Annotated in this window: 22 protein-coding genes; 9 read left to right on the top strand and 13 right to left on the bottom strand. The window is 46.7% G+C overall.

Features of this window, described 5'->3' with window-relative positions; all coding sequences use genetic code 11:
• Window positions 1-225: 225 nt before the first annotated feature.
• Together JWG88_RS16150 and JWG88_RS16145 are read right to left on the bottom strand one after the other, a co-directional pair.
• Entirely contained in the window at window positions 226-1,575 is a 1,350-nt protein-coding gene (locus JWG88_RS16150) for an oligosaccharide flippase family protein (RefSeq protein ID WP_205234838.1), read from the bottom strand.
• Window positions 1,576-1,738: 163 nt separating this feature from the next.
• Complete coding sequence (locus JWG88_RS16145) at window positions 1,739-3,025, bottom strand: nucleotide sugar dehydrogenase (RefSeq protein WP_205234837.1); 1,287 nt, start codon at window positions 3,023-3,025, stop codon at window positions 1,739-1,741.
• A gap of 574 nt (window positions 3,026-3,599) precedes the next feature.
• Between JWG88_RS16145 and JWG88_RS16140 the strand changes: the two genes are divergently transcribed.
• Genes JWG88_RS16140 through JWG88_RS16120 form a run of 5 tightly spaced genes read left to right on the top strand, consistent with a single transcriptional unit; the run spans window position 3,600 to window position 6,530 of the window.
• Entirely contained in the window at window positions 3,600-3,896 is a 297-nt protein-coding gene (locus JWG88_RS16140; protein ID WP_205234836.1) for a PqqD family protein, read from the top strand.
• Between the two features lie 8 nt (window positions 3,897-3,904).
• Window positions 3,905-5,035 carry a radical SAM protein gene (locus JWG88_RS16135; protein WP_205234835.1) on the top strand — a complete coding sequence of 377 codons (1,131 nt, stop codon included), beginning with the start codon at window positions 3,905-3,907 and terminating at the stop codon, window positions 5,033-5,035.
• On the top strand, window positions 5,032-5,217 hold the full coding sequence (locus JWG88_RS16130; RefSeq protein ID WP_205234834.1) for a hypothetical protein: 186 nt from the start codon (window positions 5,032-5,034) through the stop codon (window positions 5,215-5,217). Before JWG88_RS16135 ends, JWG88_RS16130 begins: the two co-directional genes overlap by 4 nt.
• Window positions 5,218-6,060 (top strand): hypothetical protein, encoded by an 843-nt coding sequence (locus tag JWG88_RS16125; protein WP_205234833.1) that lies wholly within the window; start codon window positions 5,218-5,220, stop codon window positions 6,058-6,060.
• Window positions 6,012-6,530 (top strand): signal peptidase I, encoded by a 519-nt coding sequence (locus tag JWG88_RS16120; RefSeq protein ID WP_337833138.1) that lies wholly within the window; start codon window positions 6,012-6,014, stop codon window positions 6,528-6,530. The genes JWG88_RS16125 and JWG88_RS16120 overlap by 49 nt, the downstream gene beginning before the upstream one ends.
• Before the next feature lie 577 nt (window positions 6,531-7,107).
• On the opposite strand, the gene JWG88_RS16115 is transcribed toward JWG88_RS16120, so the two are convergent.
• Complete coding sequence (locus tag JWG88_RS16115) at window positions 7,108-8,934, bottom strand: ABC transporter ATP-binding protein (protein ID WP_205234831.1); 1,827 nt, start codon at window positions 8,932-8,934, stop codon at window positions 7,108-7,110.
• Window positions 8,935-9,360: 426 nt separating this feature from the next.
• On the opposite strand from JWG88_RS16115, the gene JWG88_RS16110 reads away from it, so the two are divergent.
• Window positions 9,361-9,834 (top strand): hypothetical protein, encoded by a 474-nt coding sequence (locus tag JWG88_RS16110; protein WP_205234830.1) that lies wholly within the window; start codon window positions 9,361-9,363, stop codon window positions 9,832-9,834.
• A 245-nt stretch (window positions 9,835-10,079) separates the two neighbouring features.
• Window positions 10,080-11,993: a PPC domain-containing protein gene (locus tag JWG88_RS16105; protein WP_205234829.1), complete on the top strand. Its 1,914-nt coding sequence runs from the start codon at window positions 10,080-10,082 to the stop codon at window positions 11,991-11,993.
• Window positions 11,994-12,595: 602 nt separating this feature from the next.
• Here JWG88_RS16105 and JWG88_RS16100 read toward each other — a convergent pair.
• From JWG88_RS16100 to JWG88_RS16075, 6 genes are all read right to left on the bottom strand, one after another.
• Entirely contained in the window at window positions 12,596-13,030 is a 435-nt protein-coding gene (locus JWG88_RS16100; RefSeq protein WP_205234828.1) for a DUF6917 domain-containing protein, read from the bottom strand.
• Between the two features lie 91 nt (window positions 13,031-13,121).
• Complete coding sequence (locus JWG88_RS16095) at window positions 13,122-14,834, bottom strand: thiamine pyrophosphate-binding protein (RefSeq protein WP_205234827.1); 1,713 nt, start codon at window positions 14,832-14,834, stop codon at window positions 13,122-13,124.
• A gap of 159 nt (window positions 14,835-14,993) precedes the next feature.
• Window positions 14,994-15,974, bottom strand: a complete 981-nt coding sequence (locus JWG88_RS16090; RefSeq protein ID WP_205234826.1) for a tripartite tricarboxylate transporter substrate binding protein — start codon at window positions 15,972-15,974, stop codon at window positions 14,994-14,996.
• A 64-nt stretch (window positions 15,975-16,038) separates the two neighbouring features.
• Window positions 16,039-17,535, bottom strand: a complete 1,497-nt coding sequence (locus JWG88_RS16085; protein ID WP_205234825.1) for a tripartite tricarboxylate transporter permease — start codon at window positions 17,533-17,535, stop codon at window positions 16,039-16,041.
• 17 nt (window positions 17,536-17,552) lie between these two features.
• The gene (locus tag JWG88_RS16080; RefSeq protein WP_205234824.1) at window positions 17,553-17,996 is read right to left on the bottom strand and encodes a tripartite tricarboxylate transporter TctB family protein; all 444 of its coding nucleotides are present in this window, start codon (window positions 17,994-17,996) and stop codon (window positions 17,553-17,555) included.
• A gap of 2 nt (window positions 17,997-17,998) precedes the next feature.
• On the bottom strand, window positions 17,999-18,685 hold the full coding sequence (locus tag JWG88_RS16075; protein ID WP_205234823.1) for a GntR family transcriptional regulator: 687 nt from the start codon (window positions 18,683-18,685) through the stop codon (window positions 17,999-18,001).
• Window positions 18,686-19,044: 359 nt separating this feature from the next.
• Here JWG88_RS16075 and JWG88_RS16070 point away from each other — a divergent pair, with 359 nt between their 5' ends.
• The gene (locus tag JWG88_RS16070; protein ID WP_205234822.1) at window positions 19,045-19,452 is read left to right on the top strand and encodes a TA system antitoxin ParD family protein; all 408 of its coding nucleotides are present in this window, start codon (window positions 19,045-19,047) and stop codon (window positions 19,450-19,452) included.
• Window positions 19,452-20,030, top strand: coding sequence for an ATPase (locus JWG88_RS16065; RefSeq protein WP_205234821.1), 579 nt, complete (start codon window positions 19,452-19,454; stop codon window positions 20,028-20,030). The genes JWG88_RS16070 and JWG88_RS16065 overlap by 1 nt, the downstream gene beginning before the upstream one ends.
• Window positions 20,031-20,147: 117 nt before the next feature.
• Here the strand turns inward: JWG88_RS16065 and JWG88_RS16060 are convergent, their stop codons facing one another.
• The 4 genes from JWG88_RS16060 to gmd form a co-directional block, all read right to left on the bottom strand.
• A complete protein-coding gene (locus JWG88_RS16060; RefSeq protein ID WP_205234820.1) occupies window positions 20,148-21,179 on the bottom strand; it encodes an NAD-dependent epimerase/dehydratase family protein in 1,032 nt (343 codons plus the stop codon).
• Window positions 21,180-21,249: 70 nt separating this feature from the next.
• Window positions 21,250-22,764 (bottom strand): S8 family peptidase, encoded by a 1,515-nt coding sequence (locus JWG88_RS16055; protein ID WP_205234819.1) that lies wholly within the window; start codon window positions 22,762-22,764, stop codon window positions 21,250-21,252.
• Between the two features lie 202 nt (window positions 22,765-22,966).
• Window positions 22,967-24,022, bottom strand: a complete 1,056-nt coding sequence (locus JWG88_RS16050) for a GDP-L-fucose synthase family protein (RefSeq protein WP_205234818.1) — start codon at window positions 24,020-24,022, stop codon at window positions 22,967-22,969.
• A gap of 10 nt (window positions 24,023-24,032) precedes the next feature.
• Entirely contained in the window at window positions 24,033-25,151 is a 1,119-nt protein-coding gene (gene gmd, locus JWG88_RS16045; protein ID WP_205234817.1) for a GDP-mannose 4,6-dehydratase, read from the bottom strand.
• Between the last annotated feature and the right edge of the window lie 1,050 nt (window positions 25,152-26,201).

The following is a 26,201-nucleotide window of genomic DNA, read 5'->3' as shown; positions in this document are numbered from 1 at the left end:
ATATACAAAAAGCTAGAATGGACTCTGCGATCCACGACTCTTGCTTTTTTTTTACCACCCGCCACAAGCGGACGGCATCTAAAGGCATTAGAAATCTTAGCAAACCATTAATACTAACTTTGAGCGCCTCAAGCGGCCGAGTAATAACTCAGGCTAAGCATAATTTAACCAAAGCAGAGTTTACTCTCTGTCTTAATTTGGGGTATTTACATTTTTATTCTTGGTTTATTTGTAACGAGCATCTAGCCTAATGAATGCAATTAGTGATGTATCTAAATGCAAAAGATGCCGCACATCCCACCATGTAAGCACACTAAACGAAATAAATGCAATCGAGTTGGCCAATGCTGCTCCTACGGCGCCCCACAACATTATACATAACGGTGCCCCCACCCCCAAAATCAATAAGGACAATCCAAAGGCCCGCGTTACCCGCTTCTCGTGATTTGTCATATTTAACAAGGTTACGCTAGCTCCAAATGCAGAACCAATCATACTACCAGCGCTAAGTATGAGCAAAGGGGTATTGGACAAAAGAAACTCAGCGCCAAAAACTGAAGCAAGGAGTTGCTCACCAACCAGAAGAAAAGGTAGGGTAACCACAAAAACTCCTAAAACCATTGCTAAAGAAACCCATTTTAACATGAGTTGCAATCTCTGATAGTCCTTAGCAGCATATAAACGTGAGAAAAAGGTGGCAGAAACTGTATGGATTAGACTGACTGGAACAATTAAAAGCATTGCCGTGGAACTTGCCACTCGAAAAACTCCCACCATAGCAGTTGTGGAGATTACCCCTAAAAGCAAAATAGACAAATTACCCTGCAACAACCGTAAGCCTTCTGCCAATGCCATCGGTATGGCACTCTTCCACCACAGCTTTGCCCGAATTTCTGGTAAAGTATCTTTACAAGCTGCTGGCAAAACAACCCGAAGTAAAGCTCCCGCTACTGTAAATGAAATTACTGCTGCAATGGAGTGTGCAACCATTGCATTAACTGGATTAAGTCCTCGAGTTAAAATAATTGGTACAAAAAGCAACATCAAAGAAAACATTGCTGGACGGATGATAATGTCAGGAAATTGCCCTTTCACAATATGGCGCAAGCCACGTAGTGCGGCTCCACGCAGATTCCCCAATGCGACAAGCGGCATTAACAATAATCCAGCAATTAATGCATATTGCAACTCACTATCTATTTGGTCCTTAAAGATGAGCAAAGCTGTTAAGATCACGATTGATGTGACAAATGACAACATTAGTACTGTGCGGTTTGACCAACGTAATACACCACGTATTATTGGCCAATCATTTTTTACTTCAGCAGCTGCGACCTCCCGTGTCAATAATGCTGGTAGGCCGAATTGCATGGGAATTGCTCCTATAGAAAGAATAGACAAAGCTAACCCATAAACACCATAACCATCTGCACCTAAGGTACGCGCAAGTTGTATACCAACCAAAAATGCACAGAGCATTCCAACGATGCGAATCCCCACACTACCAACCATGGCTCGCACGATATCTGGGCCCAACCCCGTGGATGTAAGGTATATTCGGATTCGATGAATCATAATATACTTCTCTCACTAGAATAGCTTGGGGCAAGTCTTTGCATGACTCTTGTGAGTATTATGTTTAATTCTAACCGTCTGATCGCAGTTCTAAAACTTTCGATGGCTGGCCAAAAGGTAAAATGCCAAGGTTCTGTATTTCCCTGTAAACCGCCATCATAGTTCACAATCGCCAAAAATTGCACTCTTGTTTTTTAATCTCTTCCAGATCAAGCATTGATTTCACATCGATAATGCAGCCGTTGGGTTTTAGGGTCCTGACAAAATCTTTTATATTCAACTCCGTATACTGCCTGTGGGGAACTGCAATAATAAGTGCTCCCAGATCATGGAAGTCCTGGAAATCTGCAAGCTCGATATTTGCATATGTAAATGCCTGTTGTGAAGATACCAGTGGATCGTGCGCCATAGTCTGCACGCCATAAGAATTGAGCTCATCTATAATATCAATAACTTTCGAATTGCGTAGATCAGGACAGTTTTCTTTAAACGTGAGGCCTAAAATCCCCACCTTGGTGTTTTTGACCTCTACTCCCCCGTTAAGCATCATCTTCACTGTTTTCTCAGCGATGAATTTGCCCATATTATCGTTTATTCTGCGGCCGGAGAGGATAACCTGGGGATTGTAGCCGACGGATTCGGCCTTCCAGGTGAGATAGTACGGATCAACACCTATGCAGTGGCCGCCGACCAGGCCGGGTTTGAAGGGTAGGAAGTTCCATTTTGAGCCTGCGGCATCGAGAACGTTTTTAGTATCAATGCCCAATTTGTCAAAGATAATGGCGAGTTCATTGACCAAAGCGATATTGAGATCGCGCTGAGTGTTTTCGATAACTTTTGCGGCTTCCGCTTCTTTGATTGAAGCTGCTTCAAAGACACCGGCCTTAACTATGGAGCTGTAGAGTCGGGATACTTTCTTCAGCGTTTCCTGGGTGTCGCCGGAGACCACCTTGGTAATGGTGGTCAGGGTATGTTCTTTGTCACCGGGGTTAATGCGTTCCGGAGAATAACCGACGAAAAAGTCCTGCTTCCATTTTCGTCCTGACATTTCTTCCAGAATCGGGACACAGATATCTTCGGTGGCACCTGGAAAAACGGTGGACTCATAGATGACGGTTGCGCCTTTTTTAAGGTTTGCTCCGGCGATTTTTGAGGCACTGATTAGTGGGGTGAGATCCGGCTGATTGGCGGCATCGATTGGGGTTGGGACTGCAATGATTATGAAATCCGCTGCCTGCAGATCTTGAGCCTCTGCGGTATAGGTGATGTATCGAGCGGCCTTGAATCCCTCGGCATCCACTTCGTTGTTGTGGTCGATGCCCTGCCTGTAGTTCTCTATGGCCTCGGCTTTGATATCGAAGCCGATGGTTTTGTATTTTTGGGCGAAGATTACCGCAAGGGGGAGTCCTACATAGCCCAGGCCTACGATACCTATAGTTGATTTTAACATTAGTGCGGATCTTAAAGATCTAGTTTGTTTTTTTACAAATAGAGAAGCAGATTAATTCCATCGTTATTATGTGGAACAACCGGTATCTCTTTATTAAGGAAAACATTGGTAAGAATAAAGAAGGAAGATGGATCATGAAATGAAACATCCTTCATTAAGTTCTGAAGAAGTATCAGGTGACGTTACTGATACTGCGTAAAAGTACTTCTTATTCACTAACCAATCCCTGAGTCTGGGGCATTAAACACTATCCTTATTATGGAGTAAATAGAAAAATTGGGTTTTTGTATTAAATCTTAGGGGTTAGTTATTAAGGGGTTGGTTGTGCGATTTTTTTTGACGGTGGGGGTTGGATTTGGATTTGTTGTGGTTGACGTGGTTGAATTTTAATTGCTGATTATCTAATTATCGGGAAATCTTATGACGGTGGAGCAGTAAAGTGACGTAGTTCTGTTTTTTCTCTTGATTTTTATCCAATTATATATTCTACATAGGAAAGATTATTATTAGAATCTAATTACTTGTAAAAGTATTTTCTTTTATAACAAAACTGGACATAATTTATTGACTGAATATGAAAAATATTGACGTACCCTTTAAGCGGAAAGATTCGATAGTAGAGAGACAAGTTGCTGGAGAAACATTTTTAGTTCCGATTAATCAAACTGGTGCCGATTTACAAAAAGTGTATGTATTAAATGAGACAGCATCGGTACTGTGGAGTAAGTTGGAGAATTTTATAACATTAAGAGAACTTGCTGCCGCTCTTCATGAGGAATATAACTCCCCCGAACAAAAAATTTATCAAGATATTGGTCCCTTAGTAAAAGAATTTTTCGATAGAGATTTCCTTGATCTGATTGATAATTGAGTCTGATTATGAGTGTATGTCATATTAGTGAAATTAGTCTTGGTAAGCTGGTGAATCGTATTGCTAAAAATACCGAGAAATTCACACCAGGTATGACCATCGAAATAACCAGACGATGTAATTTTTCCTGTAAACATTGCTATTGTTGTCTTCACGAGAACACCTTAATCCAAAAGCAAGAATTAACGCTTAATGATTGGGATCGCATTCTTGATGAATGTGCTGAAATGGGTGTCATTTCTGTTACTTTCACAGGAGGAGAACCTCTACTATATAAAAATTTTCGGGAGCTCTGGGTTGTAGCGAAAAAGAAAGGGTACTTAACCAGCTTATTCACCAATGCATCCTTAATTGATGAGGATCTGGCGGATTTCTTCGCAGAATGGACCCCGACATTAATTTCAACTACCCTTTATGGTGCATGTGAAGATACTTATAAGCGAGTGACTGGAAACGATGGAATGTTTCATAAAGTTAAGACCGCGCTTGAGCTGCTGAAGCAAAGAAAGATACACCTACAGGTCAAAGGTACATTTTCGCGCCTTAACAAAGATGAATTTCATGCGATAAAAGATATTTCTTTACAATATTGCGATCTTTTTTGTTGGGGAACTGACTTAGTTGGCTGCTACGAACAAGGTGGCATGTATCCGGAGTCTGTAATTCTTTCACCAAAAGAAATTGTTAAACTTGAATTAGAAGATCCAACTCGCTGGGCTGAGATGATGGCAAGGGCTGAACATTGGCAACCTATGAGTAAGTCTGAAGAGAAGCCTTTTAGGTGCGGAATAGGAAAAGGATTATTTCACATTGATCCTTATGGTGGGCTACACCCTTGCCTCCAATTTGATAGCATAAAATACGACCTTTGTTCAGGGTCTGTCAACGATGGTTGGTATAATGCGATTCCTAAGATGCTGGACTCCTTTGACTGGAAGCCTGGTCCTTGTCAGTCTTGCGACCTGGCGGATATTTGTATGAATTGTGTTGCTAAGGCCGTACTGGAGGGATCTCCTCCAACAGGACCATCAGAGTTTTACTGTACATTGGGCTGGGAGCGCGCCAAGGCACTGGGGTTATTAGATAGATTATCCGAACTGCCCGAGATAATGAAACAAAAAACAAATGAGGAATTATGATGGAGAAAAAAATGAGCAAGAAGAAATGGATAGCACCTCATATGGAAGTTGTGACATTAGAACATGACAAGGATGTTCTGGCTCTTTGCTCAACGCCCTCTGATTCAAGGCAAAGTACATCCTCCGCTGATAATTATGGGTGTACTGATCCCGAGGGAACACGTAACTGCCCAGCAAAATAATTGGACTCTATTACAATTGAGGTTGCTGGCTTAAGACTCAGTCTTTGTTTTGACGGAAAAGTTCCTTTATTATCGGACACTTTCAACCATTTTCTATGCAACGAGGATTCGGCGAAAGAGAAAGCACGAATTAAACTGCTGTATAGTGCAACTCTTCCAAATATCGAAGAAATAGGTTTAATAAAAGATAGCAAATCAGTTACTAATGTGTTGCCGGTTTCTGGCGGTTTCTTGTTCAGTCGTCGGGAAGGACAGCTTTTAGCTGCACAAGGGTTCTCTTATTGCCATGCCTGGAAAATACACGGCAATTTATATCCTTTCCCTGAGCCTTTCGAGGGGTCTCCTTGGGTTCTATTCGTTCTCTGGGGATGGTTATCGCTAAACGGAGGAGCGTTGCTTCATGGTTCACTTTCATTTATAGATGGTCATACAGTCCTCTTTTTAGGTAATAGCGGAACGGGAAAAACTACCCTTAGCCGAATAGTCGCTGAATCTGGTTTCAGTTGTCTTACCGAAGAAAATCCTTTTGTGAAAATACATGAAAGCACCCCCTGGGCATATGCAACACCATGGCCAGGCGCATTTGGGAGAAAAGCTCCATTGTCTGGTCCAATTAAGGCAATTTTTTTTCTTCGACATTCTTCAAAAAACGAATTGCAAAAATGTACTCCGCAAGGGGCAGCTGCAAGACTTTTAAAAAATGTGAGATTTTTTAACTGGCTGCCAATAACAATTCCTCCTGCCATTGACCTTATTAATGAGATTATCCGAATAGTTCCTATTTACGATTTTGGATTCGTTCCAGAAAAATCAGCAATAAATACAATCAGGGGTGTGCTCTGAAACTGCAAAGTGTTGAATTTGAAATCTTAATAAAAACCTTTTTTGCTGAAGGCCATGGAGTCACAGTACGATCGAAGGGTGCAAGTATGGCTCCTACAGTTGTGGAGGGAGCGATGGTTCGTATTTTACCAATTACTCCTGATGCGGTTCGATTAGGGGATGTCGTTTTATTTAAAAAGGAAGGAATCGGAACTATATTTCACAGGGTAGCACTGAAATTTCGAAGAAACAACAGACAATACATTCAAACCTGGGGGGATAACGTCCCTCACCCTGACTCTTGCTTTCCTCGATCCGAAATACTGGGGAAAGTTGTTGCATACCAGATCAATGATATCTGGTATTCTTTGGGTAATCCTAGGTACTTCTATTTGAAATTTTTCCTGAAACGTTATGGAATTTATTATTTTTGGCGTTCTCTTTTGAGAGCTTTAGGGTTATTACGAAAACTGTTGTTAATCACTATTTGACAAGCAAGACAATCAAGCAGTGGATCGCTTATATCGCCACTCAAAACTAATAGCTGAAGTAATTAATTGCCCAAATAAATCTTTAGCTGGCTGCACTGCTGCCAGTAACCTATCACACCAGCACCTTTTCAAAAGGTATGGTTATTACCTCTTCGATCATCTCGGTTTGCAAATCTATATGCTCCTCCATCGTTCGCAGTTTGCTTCCCTTTGGATACCGAAAATGGCGACCCTTAGTTGAACAGAAAAACCGGTCTAGTCAGGATAGAATAGATAGCTCTTGCCTTTATCAACGGGAGCAGTTGAGTCAGGTCCTGAAATATAAGTAATTATTACTGTATTAACTTGAACCGTCATTCTTGTTCAGGCGGTGTAACGGAGTTTGAGGAATATAATAACTCATTGGAATGGCTGCGAGCAAAACGTTGGGCTTCCTTCGTCAGCGCCAACCTACTGGTAGGCTTGCGGGCTGGATTCAACTGGCGTATTACTCTGTATCCGGATAGCTGGTGGCTTTGAGAGGATCTAAACTTTTATCCTTATAGAGGGGAGTATAACGTAGAAGGGAGTTTCCAGTTTAATTTGGCGAATCCAGCCAGGCTGCCTGTTTGGTGTACATATCGGCATAAATTCCCTTGAGGGCGATAAGCTCTTTATGAGTGCCTGTTTCCGCTATTTTGCCGCCATCGAGGACAATGATTCTATCTGCCATGCGGACCGTGGAAAAACGGTGGCTGATGAGCAAGGCGGAATGACCGGTAATCAGTTCCCTGAATTTCATGTAGAGATGGTATTCGGTATTAACATCGAGTGAACTTGTGGGTTCATCGAGGATGATCAGTTGGGAGTCCCGGAGGAAGGCACGGGCCAGGACTATCTTCTGCCATTCTCCTATGCTGAGTTCTTCGCCGGTCTGAAACCAGCGTCCCAGATTGGTGTCATATCCATCAGGCAGTTTTTTGATGAAGGAATCGGCATTGGCCTTTACGGCCGCCTCCTGAATTTTGGCGGAATCTTCGGGAATGGTGGTGTCTCCCAGCCGGATATTCTCTTTGACTGTTAGAAAATACTGGGCATAGTCCTGGAAGACAACGCTGATCTGCCTGCGCAGCTCCTTGATTTTAAATCGGGGAAGATCAAAACCCTCCATCTTTATTGAACCCTGCTGCGGATCATAGAGACGGCACAAAAGTTTGACCAGTGTGCTTTTCCCCGCCCCGTTAGCGCCCACCAGGGCCACCACCTCCCCTGCCCCGATGGTAAAAGAGATATCCTTGAGTACTGCCTCCCGTTCGCCCGGATAGCGAAAGGATACGTGATCAAATGATATTCCCCGGGCAAATTTTGCCGGGACATTTACCGGGTTTTCGGGATCGGTGATCTCGTTTTTGATATCGAGGAACTCAAAGAAATAGGCCACGAACATATTGTCTTCATATAATGCCGCTATATTGGCAAGCAGCCCTTTGAGATAGCCGATACCTCTCTGAAAAGCCTGATAGAACATCACCATATCACCGACGGTGATCACGCCCTTAATGGCGCGAATGGCGATCAGCATCAAACATCCCATAAAGATGACGGAAGAAAAAAGCTGGACGAAAAACTGAGCTATGCTCTTTTTTCGGCTGAGCTCCAGTTTTTCTCGACGCAGCAGAGCGCGGAGAGAGTTGAAGGAGTTGCTGAAGAAATCGCCGAGATCGAACAGTCGGATTTCCTTGGCGAATGAATTATACGATAAAATACTGCTGAAATAGCCGGCGCGCCGTTCTTCTTCCGTGCGTTTTTTCTGCCATTCGAAGTGCTTGCGGGAGTGGATTATCTGAACGAATAAACCGGGCATGGTCGAGACGATCAACAATACGCCTACTCCCCAATGGAACATGAACAGCAGGCCCACCATGGCGATGAGGGAAACTCCGTTCTGCAGCGTCTGGGTAAGTCCGTTCACTATCTTTGTGGGGCGGTACGGCCCTTCCCGCTGGGCCCGATGGAGGGTGTCGTAGTACTCGGGGTTTTCGTAATAGGCCAGATCGATGGCAATGGATTTTTGGTGGAGTGTGGTGGCAACGTAGTCGGTGACCACGGCACCTTGCGCCTCAGAGACATAACCGTTGAGCAGGCCGAGGGCGGACTGGAAAATGGCGACAAGAGCAGCGACGACAATAAGGAAGACGACTTGCTGGTAACTTGCTGAAGCATCGCCTGTTTTCACTGCCAGGGTGATGGCGTCGATGATCAGCTTCATGATATAGAGGGTCAGAAGCGGAATGATGCCTTGGATAACGGTGAGGAAAACAGAGAGAATGGTCCAGCCGGGGCTGGCCTTCCAGACCAGCAGAAAGGCGCGGTCGATGCGCAGGGCGTTTTTGATTCTTTTGGAAATGGAGGCAGGTTTGTGCATATCAGTTATATGCCTGCTATTAAATTTATCGAGCACTTAAATTTCGAACAAATAACGTAGGCTTCGAAATTGTTTCTTTACCGACATAAAAAAACACATTGCCCGGATGGAATGACGGTGTTGCATCATCTGCAGCGGATAGTACTAATGGACGACAAAAGAAATCAAGCTATTAATGCAAGATCGTGGAATTGGACTCGATCATTGGTGGAATTGGTTTCGAGTTGAAAGAGCCTAAGAATGATGTTTAAACTGAATCTGTTGTGTAACATGTTTTAACCGTCAAAAATACTTGAAAGGACAGCTTAAATAGGATAGGTTGTTCAAATTTAATTGGATGGGTAATTGTGGAAAAGTCAGGAATGGCTATAATGCGATCCCCTATCATCTAATATAAGCTAATCTTTGGTTTCTCAGGGGAGAGCCATGCCTATTCCATTCAATATCGCAGGGTGCGTACTAGCCGTCCTGTTCTGCCTGCAGCCGCTATCCCTTTGCCATGCTGGAGGGGGCAATAGCGCAGACGGCGGCGGGGTAACGACCCGAGCCCTGTGGCACGTCACCGGTTTCATCCATGGGCCTGATGCAAAGATGACCAACGACGAGATTCTTTCCTACCAGGGGCGGCCACTGAATATCGACGATACCTCCCTAACCTTCGGCGGCACCACCTGTTCTCCCATTACTATCACCAGATCCCAGGCCGATACGGCTTCATACTTTTCCAAAAAACTGTTCATCCATCAAGACGATGTGGAATACACGTCGCCGACTGTCGGCGTCATCAAGACCAATTGCGATATTGAAGGATTCGAGGAATTCGTCCGACTCAACGACAGACGGCTTCTGGTCTCTGTGCAGGGGGTTGTCTTTATCCTGGAGCCGAATGTCAATTATTAGATAGGTCGGAAGGAGAGTATCTCTGCAGTGTGATGGGGTCGTTGCCGAAACCACAAAAGAATATCGTATGAGCTGCTGCGGTGCGATACACAGTCCGATAAGTCATGGTGCTGAAGGTGAAGCCGGTCTGGAGAAAGCCGGATCTATCCGGAAGTGAAACTTTAATAGCATGTCTGTCGTTTTGCAGTCGTTGCAGTATTTAAAATAGTGTTTTTTTAATGTGTCATTAAGGGGAGAAGATGAACATGATTATCAGAAAACCGATTGCCCGACTATGCCTTGCCGTCGTGCTGCTCTTTGGCCTTTCAACAACTTCTGCTATTGCCGAAGACGCGATGCTGAAGGGTTTGCCCGATCCACTCCAGCCACAGCTCTCAGAGGATGGGCTGACCGTCGTTGACGCCGTGCCGTTGAGGGCGGTCATCAACGATCCCAATCCCGCCACCCTTCGCAGGGTGCCGCTGCCACCTGAATACTCGATTGACCCAAGCGCAGCGACTTCTTCCTTCACTATCAACTATATCGCCGCCGGCGGTACGGATAAATGGGAAGAGCCATGTTCAACGTTTCCGGCCAGTGCCAGAACCGTTTTTACCGCCGCCGCCAATGTCTGGGCTAATATCCTCCAATCGAGCGTTCCCATTACCATTAAGGCCTGCTGGGCCGACATGGACAGCAGTTCTATTCTCGGTTACTCCGGCGGCGGCAGTCTGCACCGCGATTTTTCAGGGGCCCCCAGGGCGGGTACCTTTTACTCAGCCTCGCTGGCAAATGCACTTCATGGGGCCGATCTAAGTACCGCCAACGAGGATATGCATATCACCTACAACAGCAATTTTAACTGGTATTACGGCACCGACGGCAATCCTGGCTCGTCTCAGCATGATCTCTTCACAGTGGTACTTCATGAGATTGCCCATGGGCTGAACTTCTCGGGGGGGATGTATGTTTCAGGCTCCACAGGGTACTGGTACAATTATCCTTATCCCAATATCTATGACACCTTCATGCGGGATAACAGCGGTAATCCCCTGACAACATCATACAGTGACGGCACCACTGCCCTCGGCACGGCATTGCTGTCGAACGGGCTCTATTTTCATGGCGCCAATGCCATGGCCGCCAACGGTAATACCAGGGTCAAGATCTATGCCCCTGCCACCTGGGCCTCCGGTTCAAGTTACTCTCATCTCGATTATAATACCTTCAGTTCCACCGTACACAGGTTGATGGTCTACGCCATCAGCGCCGGTACCGCGACGCATGACCCCGGCACCATCACCAAAGGACTGCTCAAGGATCTCGGCTGGGTGCAGGGCAGCGGCAGTTCCTGCACCAATCTGATCAATGGCCGGGGAACCTCTGTCAATGTAGCCGTCAGCCAGGAAAAATGTTACCAGGTTTCCGTGCCGACATCGGCGACCAAACTCGAGGTGATATTGGATAATCTCACCGCCGATCTCGATCTCTATACCCGCTATGGAGCCCCGGCGACAACATCCACCTTCACCTGCAGGCCATACAAGGGTTCGACCACCACCGAAATCTGTACCCACACCAATCCCACGGCAGGGAACTGGTATATCATGGTTCACGGTTACCAGGAAGGGGCAGGAAGATTGACAGCAACTACAACTAAACCAGCTGCCACCACAGGCTTCCCATGGCCCCTATTCTATCCCGCCATCAATGGCACCAAATCCCTTGCCGCACCGCTATGGGGTGCCGGCAATGAGGTCTGCTGCAGCGGTGGCTGGGCCTCCTTTAATATCTCCTCCAGTGGTGTCACCAAACACTCGGTAACGCAGAGCTGTTCGGCCAGCAGTTCGTCATGGGAGGGCTGGCAGAAGACCACCGTCGGCAAGAAGTCCTTTACCTGGAGCATAACCACCTATAACTGCGGCAGTCTCAGCGGGTCCTTCAGTTTTACCCTGCAGGCCGGCAAGATGTATCGTTTCTATTCAAAATGGAACGGCTCGAGTGCCGAAATTTGGGTCATGATCTACACAAATAACGCCCGCAGCGCGTCAGCGGCGGATCGGCAACTGGCTGGCACACTAGAAAAGGGTGAATTTACCATGATCGGCGAAGAGCTGGTTGCCGTTATACCCTCCAACGGAAACACTCTCTTCAGCGACGGACAATGCAGGGTCGAATAGACTGCCGGCAGGATTATGGAGATGAGCATTTGGCAGAGAGGAAAAATGCTCATCTCCCGGTGGTATATTAGAAAATGCGGAAGCATGGAAGGAGGCTGCCATGTTCGATTAGCCCCATTGAAATCAAAACAGAACTTCTGTTGGAATCGCTTTATATTTGTCGTTGGTGCATTCTCATCCTGACATTTACAGGGACATCTCTCTTTTTCAGTGATTGGTTCAGTATCAAAACGACCGGCATCGGTGGTGGTTGCCAACAGAGGCTCCTGGAGCTCGCTAACCCCTTCTCCAACAGAATCGCAGTCGCCATAGTTGCCCTGTTCCAGCCGCCGAATTCTGGCGAGAATGAGCTGCCTGTTAGTACTGTCCTTGATGCCGTTTAACCAATCTAAAAAAGGCTCTTTCTTTTCCTTCTCAAAGCCAATAACTTCTTTTGGGGTGTGCTAGTTCAGTCATGCATCATTTCAATGGTGGCGGGGATCAGGTATCAGGTTTATTGATTATATTGGAACCTCACTTCGCGACGACAGCGCAAGAAGGAATATTAGACCTCTTGGCTCAACACCAGGGAGGTCTAAGTTTTCAAGGACCCGAAAATTTCTTTAATTGAATGACAGGGGCAGCAGAAAAAAGCTTTGTCCTAAGTATAGATTATTTTCGGCACCGGTTTTGGCCTCTGCCGCGTAGATCACAATATTCATGTGATTTGGCATATGAGTTTCATCATAGCCGACAATTTGTCCTATAGTTTCGGTACCACAGAAGAGATGATCGCCAACGCTGAGAATCCCTTCCTGAGTGATAACTGCAAAAGCCAGATAAGCGACTCTATTTATCCTGGCACCAGGTTTTGCATCTGCGTCATCTGTCAAAACGAATTCATGAATCTCGCCCTTTTTTACGACACGTGTAAGCGGCTCAATCAGAGTCATATCTCTGTCATGCCGTCGTGCATCTAAAATTGCAATCGTTTCAGCTTCGACCATACATCTTTGTGAAAAAGGATTCACTAATACAGATGACGGATCTTTACTCATAATTTCTCTCTCTTTGCATACAGAGGCATGGCCCCCGGATCTCTCGGCAAAAGCTTGGATGTACCCCTCTCCTTTTTTGCCACAATCGACGCTAATATATATTGGGAATGTTTTTCTTCCTGGCTCCCTTGATCCACTTTGGAACAAAAGGAGCAATAATGTCTTCTGAGACAACCGGCATCTCAATAAACGATGGTCCATCATGATCAAGGGCGTTCTTCAGTATCCTTTCAATATCTTTTTGATTCTCCAGTCTTTGGCAGTGCAGCCCGAAAGCCTCGGCTACCTTGAGATAATTGGTTTTTTTGCTGAAATCCGTGCAAAAGGGCATGCTGTCGTTGATCAGCACGGTTTCTCCCTTAATCCAGCCAAAATTATCATTGCGGTAGAGGACAATGGTGACGTTTTTATTTGTTCTGACGAATGTCTCGAGCTCACCGCAGTTGAAACCAAAGCTTCCGTCGCCGGTCAGGGCGATAACAGGTGCGCTTTCATCGGCATAGGCGGCACCAAGAGCCGCAGGGATGGCATATCCCAGAGCCCCCAGGGAATAATTGCTTAAATAGCGCCTTCCGGATTTTTTCATCTGAAAAAGCGGTGTGGTATATATACTGCAAACTCCGGCCTCCGTGGCGATGATGCCATTATCCGGGAGAATTGCATCAAGCACCTGGACAAAGTGTGGCGGGAAGATGCCTTGATTGATATCGGGAACCGGTGCCTCGAAGAGCTTTTTTCTGGCCTGCTCCCGCTCTTCAACGAATCCCTGCAGAGGACCTTTTTGGGCAAGATTATTATTTGCTATCAAGGTCAACATAAATTCGACGGAGGCCCGCGCATCGCCACACATGCCGACAGAGGTTTTGTACATATTGCCAATGTTTTCCGGCGCCATGTCAAGATGCAGAATGGTTTTATCGTCGCTGAGTTTAGGAAGACTCCAGGCATCGGTGCCGGTGGAGTCTGTGTTTGATCCGATATAGAAGATGGTATCGGCTCTTTCGATAAAACCATTTGTATAGGCAGTACCCCCTCTGGCCCCTACCACTCCGAGGGATAGCGGATGAACTTCCGACACCGCCCCTTTTCCCGTTGTCGTTGTAGCAACGGGTATGTGCAATGCTTCGGCCAATTGCTCTATAACCAGGCTTGCCCCGGAACTTAAGGCTCCCTGCCCACAGATAATGAGCGCATTTTCCGCCTGAAGCAGTTTTTCCAGGGCTTTTTCCAGACTCGCAGGGTCGGCGATGTTGCGGAAAGAAGGATAGGTTGCACATTCCGGCTGGCCGTAGAGATCGGCTACATCAGCTGTCGCACTGAGGCAATTCCACATCATGCGCAGGTGGACAGGTCCGGGGCGTCCTGAAGTAGCTACCCGAAAGGCCCTGCGCATCAGGAAGGGGATTTCTTCCGGACGATCGAGGATAAAGCTTTCTTTGCATATAGTTGAATAAAAATCGGTTTGATCGATTCCAGTCAACATGGAGCGCTTGTTGTCGTTGGGATAAACATCGGAGGTAAAAAATATCAAAGGAATACTGCCGGCAAATGCTTCTGCAATACCTGGTGCCGGATGTGCAACGCCAGGGCTGGGAGACTCGACAACGCCGGGTTTTCCGGTAATCTTAGCGTATGCTTCTGCCATGAACGCTGAATTTTTTTCATCTCTGGTAAGTATATGTTTTATTTCCGGATAGTCATGCCAGTGATCATAAAGATCTATAGTGGTTTCTCCAGGTAAGCCAAAGACATGTTTGACTTCATAAAGCTTCAACATTTCTAAAATTATTTGTGCACCGTTCATTGGCATCTCCTCAAATACAAATTCTGCCGGATTAACACATCACCGTAAGACAAGGCAGGATGTATATCCTTGCCTTGTCTTGCCTTGCGAAACAATCATAGCCGGATAGGCCTGGATCGGATGCCGGTGAAGCAGTTGCTCTGCTATATCAATCAGTGGTTATTTTGTGATGACTCCATCTGCAACGAGCTGATCGAGCTGGGTAAAGACTTTTTTCTGCAATGATTCTACATAATTTCTGGTTCCTTCACTGTCAACAAAGGACCAGCCTCCACCGTTTTTCTCGAGCCATTTTTTCCATTCCGTGCTATTGGCGGTTTTTTCGGCGGCCTCTGTAAGTTTTGCGGTAATTTGTGGATCAACACCGCGAGGCACCGCAATTGAGCGCAGAGATCCCCATACTGCATCGTAACCTTTTTCCTTGAGCGTTGGGGTATCTGGATATTCAGCAAGGCGATCATCAGACATGACGGCTATGATCCTGGCTTTGTCTGCTTTTATCAGCGGGAAAATGCCCCCAAGGCTCATGCAGGCGAGATCTGTTTCTCTTTTTAGCAGAGCCTCGCGCTGTTCGCCGGACCCTCCGGCAAAGGCGATATGATCAAACTTAACGCCTGCCTGTTGTTCCAGATCAACCATGGGTAAATGCCACACCCCGCCAAAACCGACGTTGGAAACTTTAACCTGACCGGGAGCTTTTTTCGCTTCATTGATCAGATCTTCGACCGTTTTATATTTGGAATCGATATGCGCCGCAATGACTGTAGGATGTATGGTTACCGTGGCAATAAACTCCAGCTTATCCAGAGAGTAATTTTCCAGAAGACCGAAATAGGGTACCGTAACAATACTGTCATAGGTCAAGCTTCCGATGGTATAACCGTCTGCCGGAGAACTCATCAACTCGTTGACGCCAAGACCGCTTTTGGCCCCGTCGATATTGACGGTATAGATTTTCCGGCCCAATTCCTTTTCCATGTTTTTCATGAAACTGCGCATCACGGTATCGGTGCCCCCACCGGCTCCCCAGGGCATGATATGCTTGATGTCTTTTTCCGGATAATCTCCGGCGAAAACCGCGGGGCTGCTTACGGCCATGAAAAGAGTACAAATGGAAATAAACGATGATCTGAAATTCATGCTAACCTCCCTGTTTTTTGGCTTTTAAATAGGCGACGACAGCATTATCTGCATTGCCTGTTTGTCACTTCTTTTTTAAGGTCTCGGGCAGACGAATGCCCAGAAAGTAAATCATTGCCACACTCAATATCAAAAAGAACAGACTGAAGGAGGATCGGAAAAATATTGTTACATCCCCTCCGGAAAGAGCCATACTGGTCCTGAAGCTTTTTTCAAAATACGGCCCCAGAATGAAACCTAAAAGAAAAGGGACGGCAGGATAATCCCTGGCACTGAGCAGAAATATGACAAAACCTATTATTACGGCATGAACTAACTGGACAATTGAATAGGTGGCAGCATACAAGCCGACCATTGCGGTAAAGGCGATGAAAGGATAGAGGAACTGTCTGTTGACCAGCGGTATCTTTATATAGTACCTGCCAAAAATAAACAGGGAAATGAATATCAGTGCCGGAGTAATGAGAAAGGCCAGTAACATCGGCCCCATGGTATCAGCTTGCTCCACCATCAACATTGGGCCGGGTATGAGGCCATGAAGAGTAAACACTCCGAGAATTAAAGCAGTTACAGCATCTCCGGGAATGCCGAAGGTCAGCAGCGGGATTATTGCCCCGGGGCACATGGCATTATTGGCGGTCTCGGCCGCAGATATACCTTCCAGGCTACCTTTGCCATATTGATCTTTTTTACGCGAAAATGCTTTTGCCACAGCATATGATATCAGGGAGGCCATGGCCGCGCCGGCTCCGGGAAGGATTCCCGTAAGAAAGCCTATTATCGAACTGCGCAGATAACACCACAAGCCAATTTCTTTAATGTCTTTATATTTCGGTTTAAAATTATAACTGTCTTTAGTCAGTTTCAGCCTACTGAGAACCTCTTTAGCACGAAGAGGCGTGGTGGCCAGCTGAGTGAATATCTCGGAGATGGCGAATGTTCCGACAACAACCGTCAATAACTGGACACCTTCACGGATGTTTTCTATACCAAAACTCATTCTCGGACGGGCCTCGAATGTATCGATGCCGATGGCCGCAACCATTAAACCCAACAGGGTGGAGATTATCCCTTTGCCCAGGTCATTGGAATTGATGAGCATAGAGACAACGATTGCCATGAGAATCAGAGAAAATTTATCCGGTGTTTTAAAATGGAGGGAAAGATCGGCAATATATTGAATAAAAAAGATTGTGAATAATGCACCGACCATACCACCTACCATAGAGGAAAATGCTCCGTGCGAGAGCGCCCGGCCGGCTTTACCCTGCTGGGTCAGTTTATATCCTTCGGTAACTGTGATGGCGGCAGCAGGAGCGCCGGGGATATTAATCAGGATGCCGGTCACCCCGCCGCCGTAAATACCTCCGACAAAAATACCGACACAGGTTACCAGGGCATTAATGACTTCCATGCCGAAAGTGATCGGCAGAAGAAGGGATATCGCCAATGTTGAGGTAAGTCCGGGGACTGCTCCAAAGAAGAAACCGATGAAATATCCGACGAGTAAATAGAGGATGAGCCACGAGTCGAAATACATGGGGAGGTATTCAAAAGCCATCTCAACTCCATACAAAGTTAGGGAAGGTTGAAATCAAAAGCCAGTTCAAAAAGAGCATAATCAAGCAAAGTTACTGCTACAGCAGCAGCTAATGGGTATAGAATTAAAACGTACTTCTTCTGCTCATCCTTGTAGCTCTCTAATAATTGCCAGCCAAGAAGCATCGAAAAAGAGAGAATGAACACAACCGCAGTGCCAAAATAGCCAACTTTTTCGAGCATGACGATGAGGCCGCCGAACAAAACGATGAATATAAGCTGAAATTTATTGACTTTAAGCTTCGGCAGCGTAGCTTTTTTCTTCTCTCTGAAAATTTGAACAACCAGGACAACCAGCATGCAAAAAGAGATAAAAACAGGATAAAATCCCGGACCGATATTTCTTAAAGTACCCATGGGAAGGTTTATTGCCTGAAAGAGATATCCTACCGTGAACACCAACAGCATGATAACGACCGGCATGTTCAACTCTCCTTTTCCGGCAGATCACCGGTAAAGATGCGGGCATAAGCCTCTCTTGTACTGAGTACGATATCTTCCATACGCTTGTTAATATGCTTCTGCATGACTTCAGCGGCTTCCCTTCCTTTCCGTTCTAAAAGAAATTCAACGATTTTCTCATGTTCATGCTGGGTTTTGGGCGCTCTGTCTGTCATGTCGATCCAGCGAACAAAATAAATTCGATCGTTTATGTTGTGCAGAAGTTCGACAATCTGCTGATTATTGCTCATGTCGGCTATATACATATGAAAATCCCGGTCTCTTTTATGTAATACCTCTGTTGAAGCTGTTTTAGGTAATTTAGAGCCCTCCTTCCACAATTCATAGAGACCATTTAATTCTTCGTCACTGGCACGTTTTGCCGCAAGTTCGACAGCCTTCATCTCAACGCATTCGCGGAGCTCGTAAAGGTCGAAAATTTCATTCTTTTCAATTTTTCTGGAATAGAACCCCTTACTCGGCCTTTTAATCAGCAATTTCCGTGTCGCCAGTTCCTGCAGAGCCTGACGCACTGGTGTTCTGCTGACTCCCAGTGATTCAGCTACGCTGACTTCACTGATTTTGCTGCCTGGGGGAAACTGAAAAGAGATGACCATGTCATGCAGAATTTTATAGATCTCGTTTACAGAAGTATTTTTTATTGTATCCATGGCTGTATTGTGTGCTGTTTATTTTGCTGTATTATATGTTGTATACAATCTTCCTATCAGAAAAATATTTTCTCGTCAAGAATTTAAAAATTGTTCTTTTTTTCATATGTATATTTGCCTTTTCCTTGATCACTTAACTGTGTCGGATAGCAAAACGTTGGGCTTCCTTAATCAGCGCCAACCTACGGGTTTACCGCGCGTGGATTTTTCCGGGGGTATGCTTTGCGTCCTGAGCTTGTTGTCTCTGGCAGAAAAGCTTGACCTTCGTAGTGTATTCGGTTGACTTGGTGGGATATCGGGTTTACTGTTGAGGCATACAGGGGCGTTTTGTGGCATATTGCATCAAAAGGGAGGGATTTATGGCTACCGTTTCATTGAGAATCGATGCGAACCTGGCTAAACAGGCAGAGCGTGAAGCGAGGGTGGAAAACAGATCGAAGGCCAAGCAGCTTGAATACTGGGCAAAATTAGGCAAGGCAATATCGTCGAAGCTGCACATTGCCGATGCTATTGCTGTTACCCAGGGATTGAAAGAAATCAGGCTGGAATATAGCAAACCGCTGCAAGCAGATGGTATAGATTCGGATGTTATTTTCAATGATCTTGAAGACGATCGAAAGAAAAATATTCTTGCTCGGAAGGTAACTTCCGCCAGGGTTTATTATGAGGCAAGTTTAACCAGGGAAGGCTTCCTCGATAAAGTTGATTCACTGACAGGGAAAAGAGAGACCGGACAGTTTGAAAATGGTGAATTCAGGCCTCTTTGATGAATACCTCGAAACTGTGGATCCTGGCCGGGGGCAATGGTGCGGGAAAGTCCACTTTTTATAATCTGTATCTGGCCAAACACGGCATCAAATTTGTAAATGCAGATTTAATAGCCAAGGAGATAAGTTCAGAAGGCGCAGAAGATGTAAGCTATCAAGCGGCTACAATAGCCGCAAAAATCAGGGAAGATCTGATTGCCAAGGGAGTATCATTCTGTTTTGAGACCGTTTTCTCACATGAATCGAAAATAGACTTTATTGCCCAGGCAAAAGCTCATGGGTACAAGGTCATATTGATCTATATTCATTTAACTACCCCGGCGCTCAACGAAGCCCGAGTTCAACAGCGGGTGGCGGAGGGAGGTCACAGTGTGCCACCGGACAAGATACATTCCCGCATCCCCAGGACAATGAAACATATCAGGACTGCCCTTACTCTGGTAGATGAAGCCTGGTTGTTGAACAATTCATTACGAGATGATCCGTTTCGGCAAACAGTTGTATATAAATCCGGAGAATTTAAGGAACTGGTCTCTCCTTTGCCGGAGTGGGTGAAGGTGATATTGCCGGAGTCTTGACTACTGCCCACTTAGTGTGTGAAATAAACAGCCTGAAAGGAGCCGTTATATCTTGCTTGTGAGATCCGGAATCCACTCTCATAGCATCAAGATCCTGCCCGAGCCAACGGGTCTGGCTCAACCAAGGTTTTTCATATACCATTCAGCAGCCCTGTCCAGCCCTCTTATCACCGAAAACTGCGGCTCATAACCGATCAATGCTCTGGCCTTGGCGATATCGGCAAGAGAATGGCGCACATCTCCTGCCCGAAAATCGCGATACTGGGGTTCGGCATTTTGAGCTGCCGGATTGCTGGCCGCAACGCGTCCCTTGATATGGGAGTAGAGTTGGTTGAGGGTCGTTCTCTCCCCAAAGGCAATGTTATAGACTTGATTGGTTGCCGCCTCATCCCGGACTGTGGCTGCCAGCAGATTGGCCTGGACGCAGTTGTCGATATAGCAGAAATCACGACTTGTTTCACCGTCTCCGTTGATAAAGACCGTTTCATTGTTGATCAACCCGACAAACCATTTGGGGATGACTGCGGCATAGGCCCCGTTGGGATCCTGACGTCTGCCGAATATGTTAAAGTAGCGCAAACCGATGGCTTTGAAGTTGTAGGTTTTAGCAAAGACCTCGGCGTAGAGCTCGTTGACCACCTTGGTTACGGCATAGGGAGATAGCGGCTTGCCAATGGTGTCTTCCACCTTGGGCAGATCGGGATGATCGCCGTAGGTGGAGCTTGAGGCAGCATAGACGAATCTTTTGACCCTGGCGTCTCTTGCGGCAACCAGCATATTGAGGTGGCCGCTGATATTGTTGAGGTTGGTGGTGATGGGATCTTCAATGGATCTGGGGACGGAGCCGAGGGCGGCCTGGTGGAGGACGTAATCAACGCCGTTACAGGCGTCTTTGCAGGTTTCCAGGTTGCTGATGTCTCCTTTTATGAAGGTGAAGTTTTGCCACTGTGCCTGGCTGACCAGGGATTGCACCTCATCGAGATTGTGCTGGAAGCCGGTAGAGAAGTTGTCGAGGCCTATTACTCTCTGGTTGAGTTTGAGGAGAGTTTCGAGAAGGTTTGATCCTATGAAACCGGCTACACCGGTGATGAGCCAGGTGTAGGGGGTGGTTGTTAGTTTGGTTTGGAGATTCTGATAGATGGCGGGCATTTTATCTCTTATTTATACAGAAAGTTGTGTTTTAGCGGATGAGCCGGAACAATTAAACTACCTACATTTCCTATCGTTCATTAGGCTTCAGCAGCAATAGCTGGAATGGCAGTACCATCCTGACGGGTGATTGCTGTATTGCCAAATCCACATTGATTCTCGGGATGGCAGTTGCTCCCGGACACAATCCCCTCAAGCTTTTGCCGGTTTTTTTCAGTGTCTGTTCAATAGTTGTCACTCCGGCAGCGGGAAAAGCTCCACGAAACAGAGCGAAGGCTCCGGTAACGTGAGGTGTCGCCATTGAGGTTCCACTCCACACGGCATAGCTTGAATTGTTCACTGCCGTGGCTGACAGAATAGCGCTTCCCGGGGCAAAGAACTCCTGCAGGGTTGGGTGGTAGTTGTTGTATAATGCTTCAATGTCGTTTTTATCCGAGGCGCCGACTGACACCGCAGAGGAGATACAGGCCGGTGAGCTGACTCCACCGCAGAAACCATCATTTCCGGTGGCGATGACGGTGGCGATTTTTGCAGACCGTAGTAGATCTATCATTGTTTTTCTATGATCGTCATCACAAGGCAGATCAGTTCCTCCACCTCCGATACTCATATTCACGGCCCCGACGGTGTAATTGTTGCGAAGGGAATAAACAAACTCGAGACCTGAGATTTGGTCGCTCGAGGAGGTAAGGTGACATGGCGCTGTTGCTCCCAGTTCAGTGCAGATGGGGCCGTTAAATTGGGTGAAAACCTGTACAGCGATGATATCAGCGTCGGGTGCGACGCCTCTGTAGGCTTCTCCTGGGGAATACCCTGCATTGTTTCCTGCTGCAATTCCGGCGACATGAGTGCCGTGACTACCGGCTCTGGGTGCAGCCGCGCCCTGTCCGGTTTGTGCTGTCCCGCCATTGGGGCATACTGGTGTGGCAAGATAAAAAGGGTCGGGATAGTAACTGCTATAGCAGGCCTCGACAAAGTTCTTCCCAACAAACATTTCATGTGAAGAACGGACACCGGTATCCAATATCGCTACATAAGTGCCTTTACCGGTATAGCCCATCGACCAGGCATCGGTGGCACCGATCAGAGGAGTGCTTTGATTCAATTGCGGTGAAGAAATTTCCGATGAGGTTGCAGGCGTTATTGGAGGAAGTTTGGTCAACTCGTCTTCATAAATTTTTTCGACTCTGGGGTTGGCCGCGAGAGCCTGCAAGGCCTTTTGGTTGACGGATAAAGCCATCGCGGGGAGGAATTGGAAGCTTCTTTTAAATTTATAACTGTTGGCCGGCAGCATGGTATGAATGTTTTCCGCTGTATTTTTTATGCTGGAAGTTAACAGAGCGTCGGGGTTGGGGTGTGCTTTATCTCTTGCCGGGTTGTCGGGCCTGTAATTGGCCGAGGCATTTGCCAGATCGTTATATTTATCGACTCTCATGGTTACTATAACCGGCACCTTACCGCCTTTCTTAATCAGCGCCTGAAGACGGGATCCATTGACTATTTTAGCATCACTGGCAATTGCGGGGGCACATATGAAAACGAGCACAAGGCAGATAGAGATGAGCAGGGCAAATCGCTTCTTCATTGGACACTTCCTTTGGTAGGGATTGTTAAAGTGGTTCTTTAAGGATCGGGCGGTAAAATGTTGGGAATGAATATACGAGAGCTTGTGGAAATTTAAAAGGAAAAACAGGGAATCACCCCATCATTCCGGGAACCCAATATTCCCCAGACCGTCATTCCGTTCCCGGATCTAATCCGGGATTGGGGAAAAGAAAGATTTGGAGCTACCGTTTCAAGTATGACGCGTATGTTTTCTCCAATCCCTGTTGAAGATCGAATTCCGGCTTCCACCCTGATTTATTGATTTTATCCGTATCCAGCAGTTTTTGGGGAGTGCCGTCGGGCTGGTTGGCATTGTATAGCGTTTCTCCGCTGAAGCCTGTAATTTCGGCTATCAATTCCGCGGTATCCCGAATGGTAATATCACTGCCGGTACCGATGTTGAGGAAAGACGGAATATCGTCTAAGAAATATTCCTCACCGATTTCCATAACATGAAGGCAGGCCGCGGCCATGTCGTCGACATGAAGAAACTCACGACGTGGAGAACCAGTTCCCCAGAGGATGACCTTTGGCTCATGTTGCGGGTCAAGTGTTTCTTTTTCAGAGGAATATCCTATGGCTTTACAGATATCAGCCGGGATGGGTCCATACTGCTGCTCGTCTTCGATGATTCCGGCGATATTGCCTTGTGCGGCCAGGCAAGCAAGATGATACTTGCGCAGCATGGCAGGGATGACATGACTGTTTTCCAGATGGTAGTTATCTCCCGGACCATAAAGATTGGTGGGCATAACCGAAAAATAGCTTGTTCCATACTGGCGGTTATAGGCCTCGCACATCTTTATTCCCGCTATTTTGGCAACCGCATATGGTTCGTTGGTTGGTTCTAGCGGGCCGGTCAGCAGGTACTCTTCCTTCATCGGCTGCGGGCAGAATTTAGGATAGATACAGGAGCTGCCCAGAAACAGCAGGTTTTTAACACCGGCCCGATAGGCTTCATGGATTACGTTATTTTGAATCGACAGGTTGATGTAAATGAAATCAGCAGGATAGGTGCTGTTGGCATGAATCCCCCCTACTTTCGCGGCTGCTAAAAAGATTCTGTCTATTTTCTCGGACTCGAAGAACTCCCGGACCTCTACCTGCCGGGTAAGATCGAGTTCGGCATGAGTACGGGTAACTATATTTTTAAAGCCCCGATTTTCCAACTGCCGGACAATGGCCGAGCCCACCATGCCGCGATGCCCGGCCACGAATATTGTTTCCTTGGGATTCATGGTGTCTTAGCTATTCATTGTGATTGAGAATTTTAAAACCCTGATTTTTGCAGAGTTCGTCTCTTCGTGCCTCCTCCAGATCGGAGCGCATCATTTCGGCGACCAGCTCTTCGAAGGATGTTTTCGGCTGCCAGCCAAGCTTCTCTTTGGCTTTGCTCGGATCGCCCAGAAGAGACTCAACCTCCGTCGGCCGGTAATAGCGTGGATCTACGCGGACTATTACATCACCTGCCTTTATACCTTCTCCAAGGGCTCCGGCCCGTATGCTGTCGACAATCCCTACTTCTTCGACACCTTCGCCCTGCCATTGCAGGACAACGCCCAGCTCTGCCGCCGCGGCGATGATGAAATCCCGTACCGAGTGCTGCTTTCCTGTTGCTATAACATAATCTTCAGGCTTTTCCTGCTGCAGCATCAGCCACTGCATCTCCACATAGTCGCGGGCATGGCCCCAGTCCCTTTTGGCATTGAGGTTGCCCAGATAAACACAATCCTGCAGACCCAGAATCATCCGAGCCAGAGCCCGGGTAATCTTTCTGGTAACAAAGGTTTCTCCCCGCAGCGGTGATTCATGGTTGAAGAGGATACCGTTGCAGGCGAAGATATTGTAGGCTTCACGGTAGTTAACCACAATCCAGTAAGCATACATTTTGGCGACGGCATAGGGAGAGCGGGGATAAAACGGTGTCTTTTCGGTCTGCGGAACTTCCTGCACCTTGCCGAACAGTTCGGAGGTGGAGGCCTGGTAGAATTTTGTTTTTTCCGTCAGCCCGAGGATGCGTATTGCCTCCAGGACCCTCAAGGTTCCCAGAGCATCGGAATTGGCGGTGTATTCGGGTTCCTCGAAGGAGACGGCGACGTGTGACTGGGCTGCGAGATTGTAAATCTCGGTCGGCTTTACCTTTTCTATAATATGGATGAGGCTGGAGGAGTCGGTCAGATCACCATGGTGGAGAACGAAATTACGCCGTCCTTCATGGGGGTCCTGATAGAGATGATCGATACGATCGGTGTTGAAAAGAGATGTTCTTCTTTTTATGCCGTGGACCTCATAGCCTTTTTTGAGGAGAAATTCGGCGAGATATGCTCCGTCCTGCCCTGTTATGCCTGTTATTAATGCTTTTTTCATAATTTTTATAATCTTTGTGATTTAAAGTTCGGGATGAGGATAGGATGACACCTTTGAACGCTTTATTTTTAAAAAAAGTTCACACGAGGATGGGTGTGTTTTCGCTGATCCCCTGGGACAGAGGCATTAGACACTATCTCTGAAACGGAGTAAATAAAAAAAAATCAGAAAATCCAAGGTTAAGAGAAGCAGATTAAGGCATAGCCCTAGCTTTGAACCTGCAGGTTGGCGGTGAGCTCAGCGAACCCCAAGGAAACCAGCTTCTCAAAAACGTTGGGCTTCTCTTCGTTCAGCGCCAACCTACCGGATCGTCTCGTGTTGTGCCCTTGGCAGATTCGGTACCAGGCTGGACCTGAACATCATAAAAACCAACCAGATTGCCACCGCCTGTAGGTTGGCGGTGAGCGGTGCGAACCCCAACGAAACCGTCTTCTCAAAAAACGTTGGGCTTCTCTTCGTTCAGCACCAACCTACCGGATCGTCTCGTGTTGTGCCCTTGGCAGATTCGGTACCAGGCTGGACTTGAACATCATAAAAACCAACCAGATTGCCACCGCCTGTAGGTTGGCGGTGAGCGGTGCGAACCCCAACGAAACCGTCTTCTCAAAAACGTTGGGCTTCTCTTCGTTCAGCACCAACCTACCGGATCGTCTCGTGTTGTGCCCTTGGCAGATTCGGTACCAGGCTGGACTTGAACATCATAAAAACCAACCAGATTGCCACCGCCTGTAGGTTGGCGGTGAGCGGTGCGAACCCCAACGAAACCGTCTTCTCAAAAACGTTGGGCTTCTCTTCGTTCAGCACCAACCTACCGGATCGTCTCGTGTTGTGCCCTTGGCAGATTCGGTACCAGGCTGGACTTGAACATCATAAAAACCAACCAGATTGCCACCGCCTGTAGGTTGGCGGTGAGCGGTGCGAACTGAAGTGGTAAAGAAATAATGGACACTTTCTTAAGTTTGGATTTTTATTCGACAAGGAGGTGTCATTATGACCGAAAGAAGAAGAAAATATACACAAGAATTCAAAGTAGAAGCTGTGAAACTTGTT

This window comes from Desulfopila inferna, from assembly GCF_016919005.1.
GTDB classification, from domain to species: Bacteria; Desulfobacterota; Desulfobulbia; order Desulfobulbales; family Desulfocapsaceae; genus Desulfopila_A; species Desulfopila_A inferna.
This window is presented reverse-complemented; position numbering and strand designations above follow the sequence as displayed.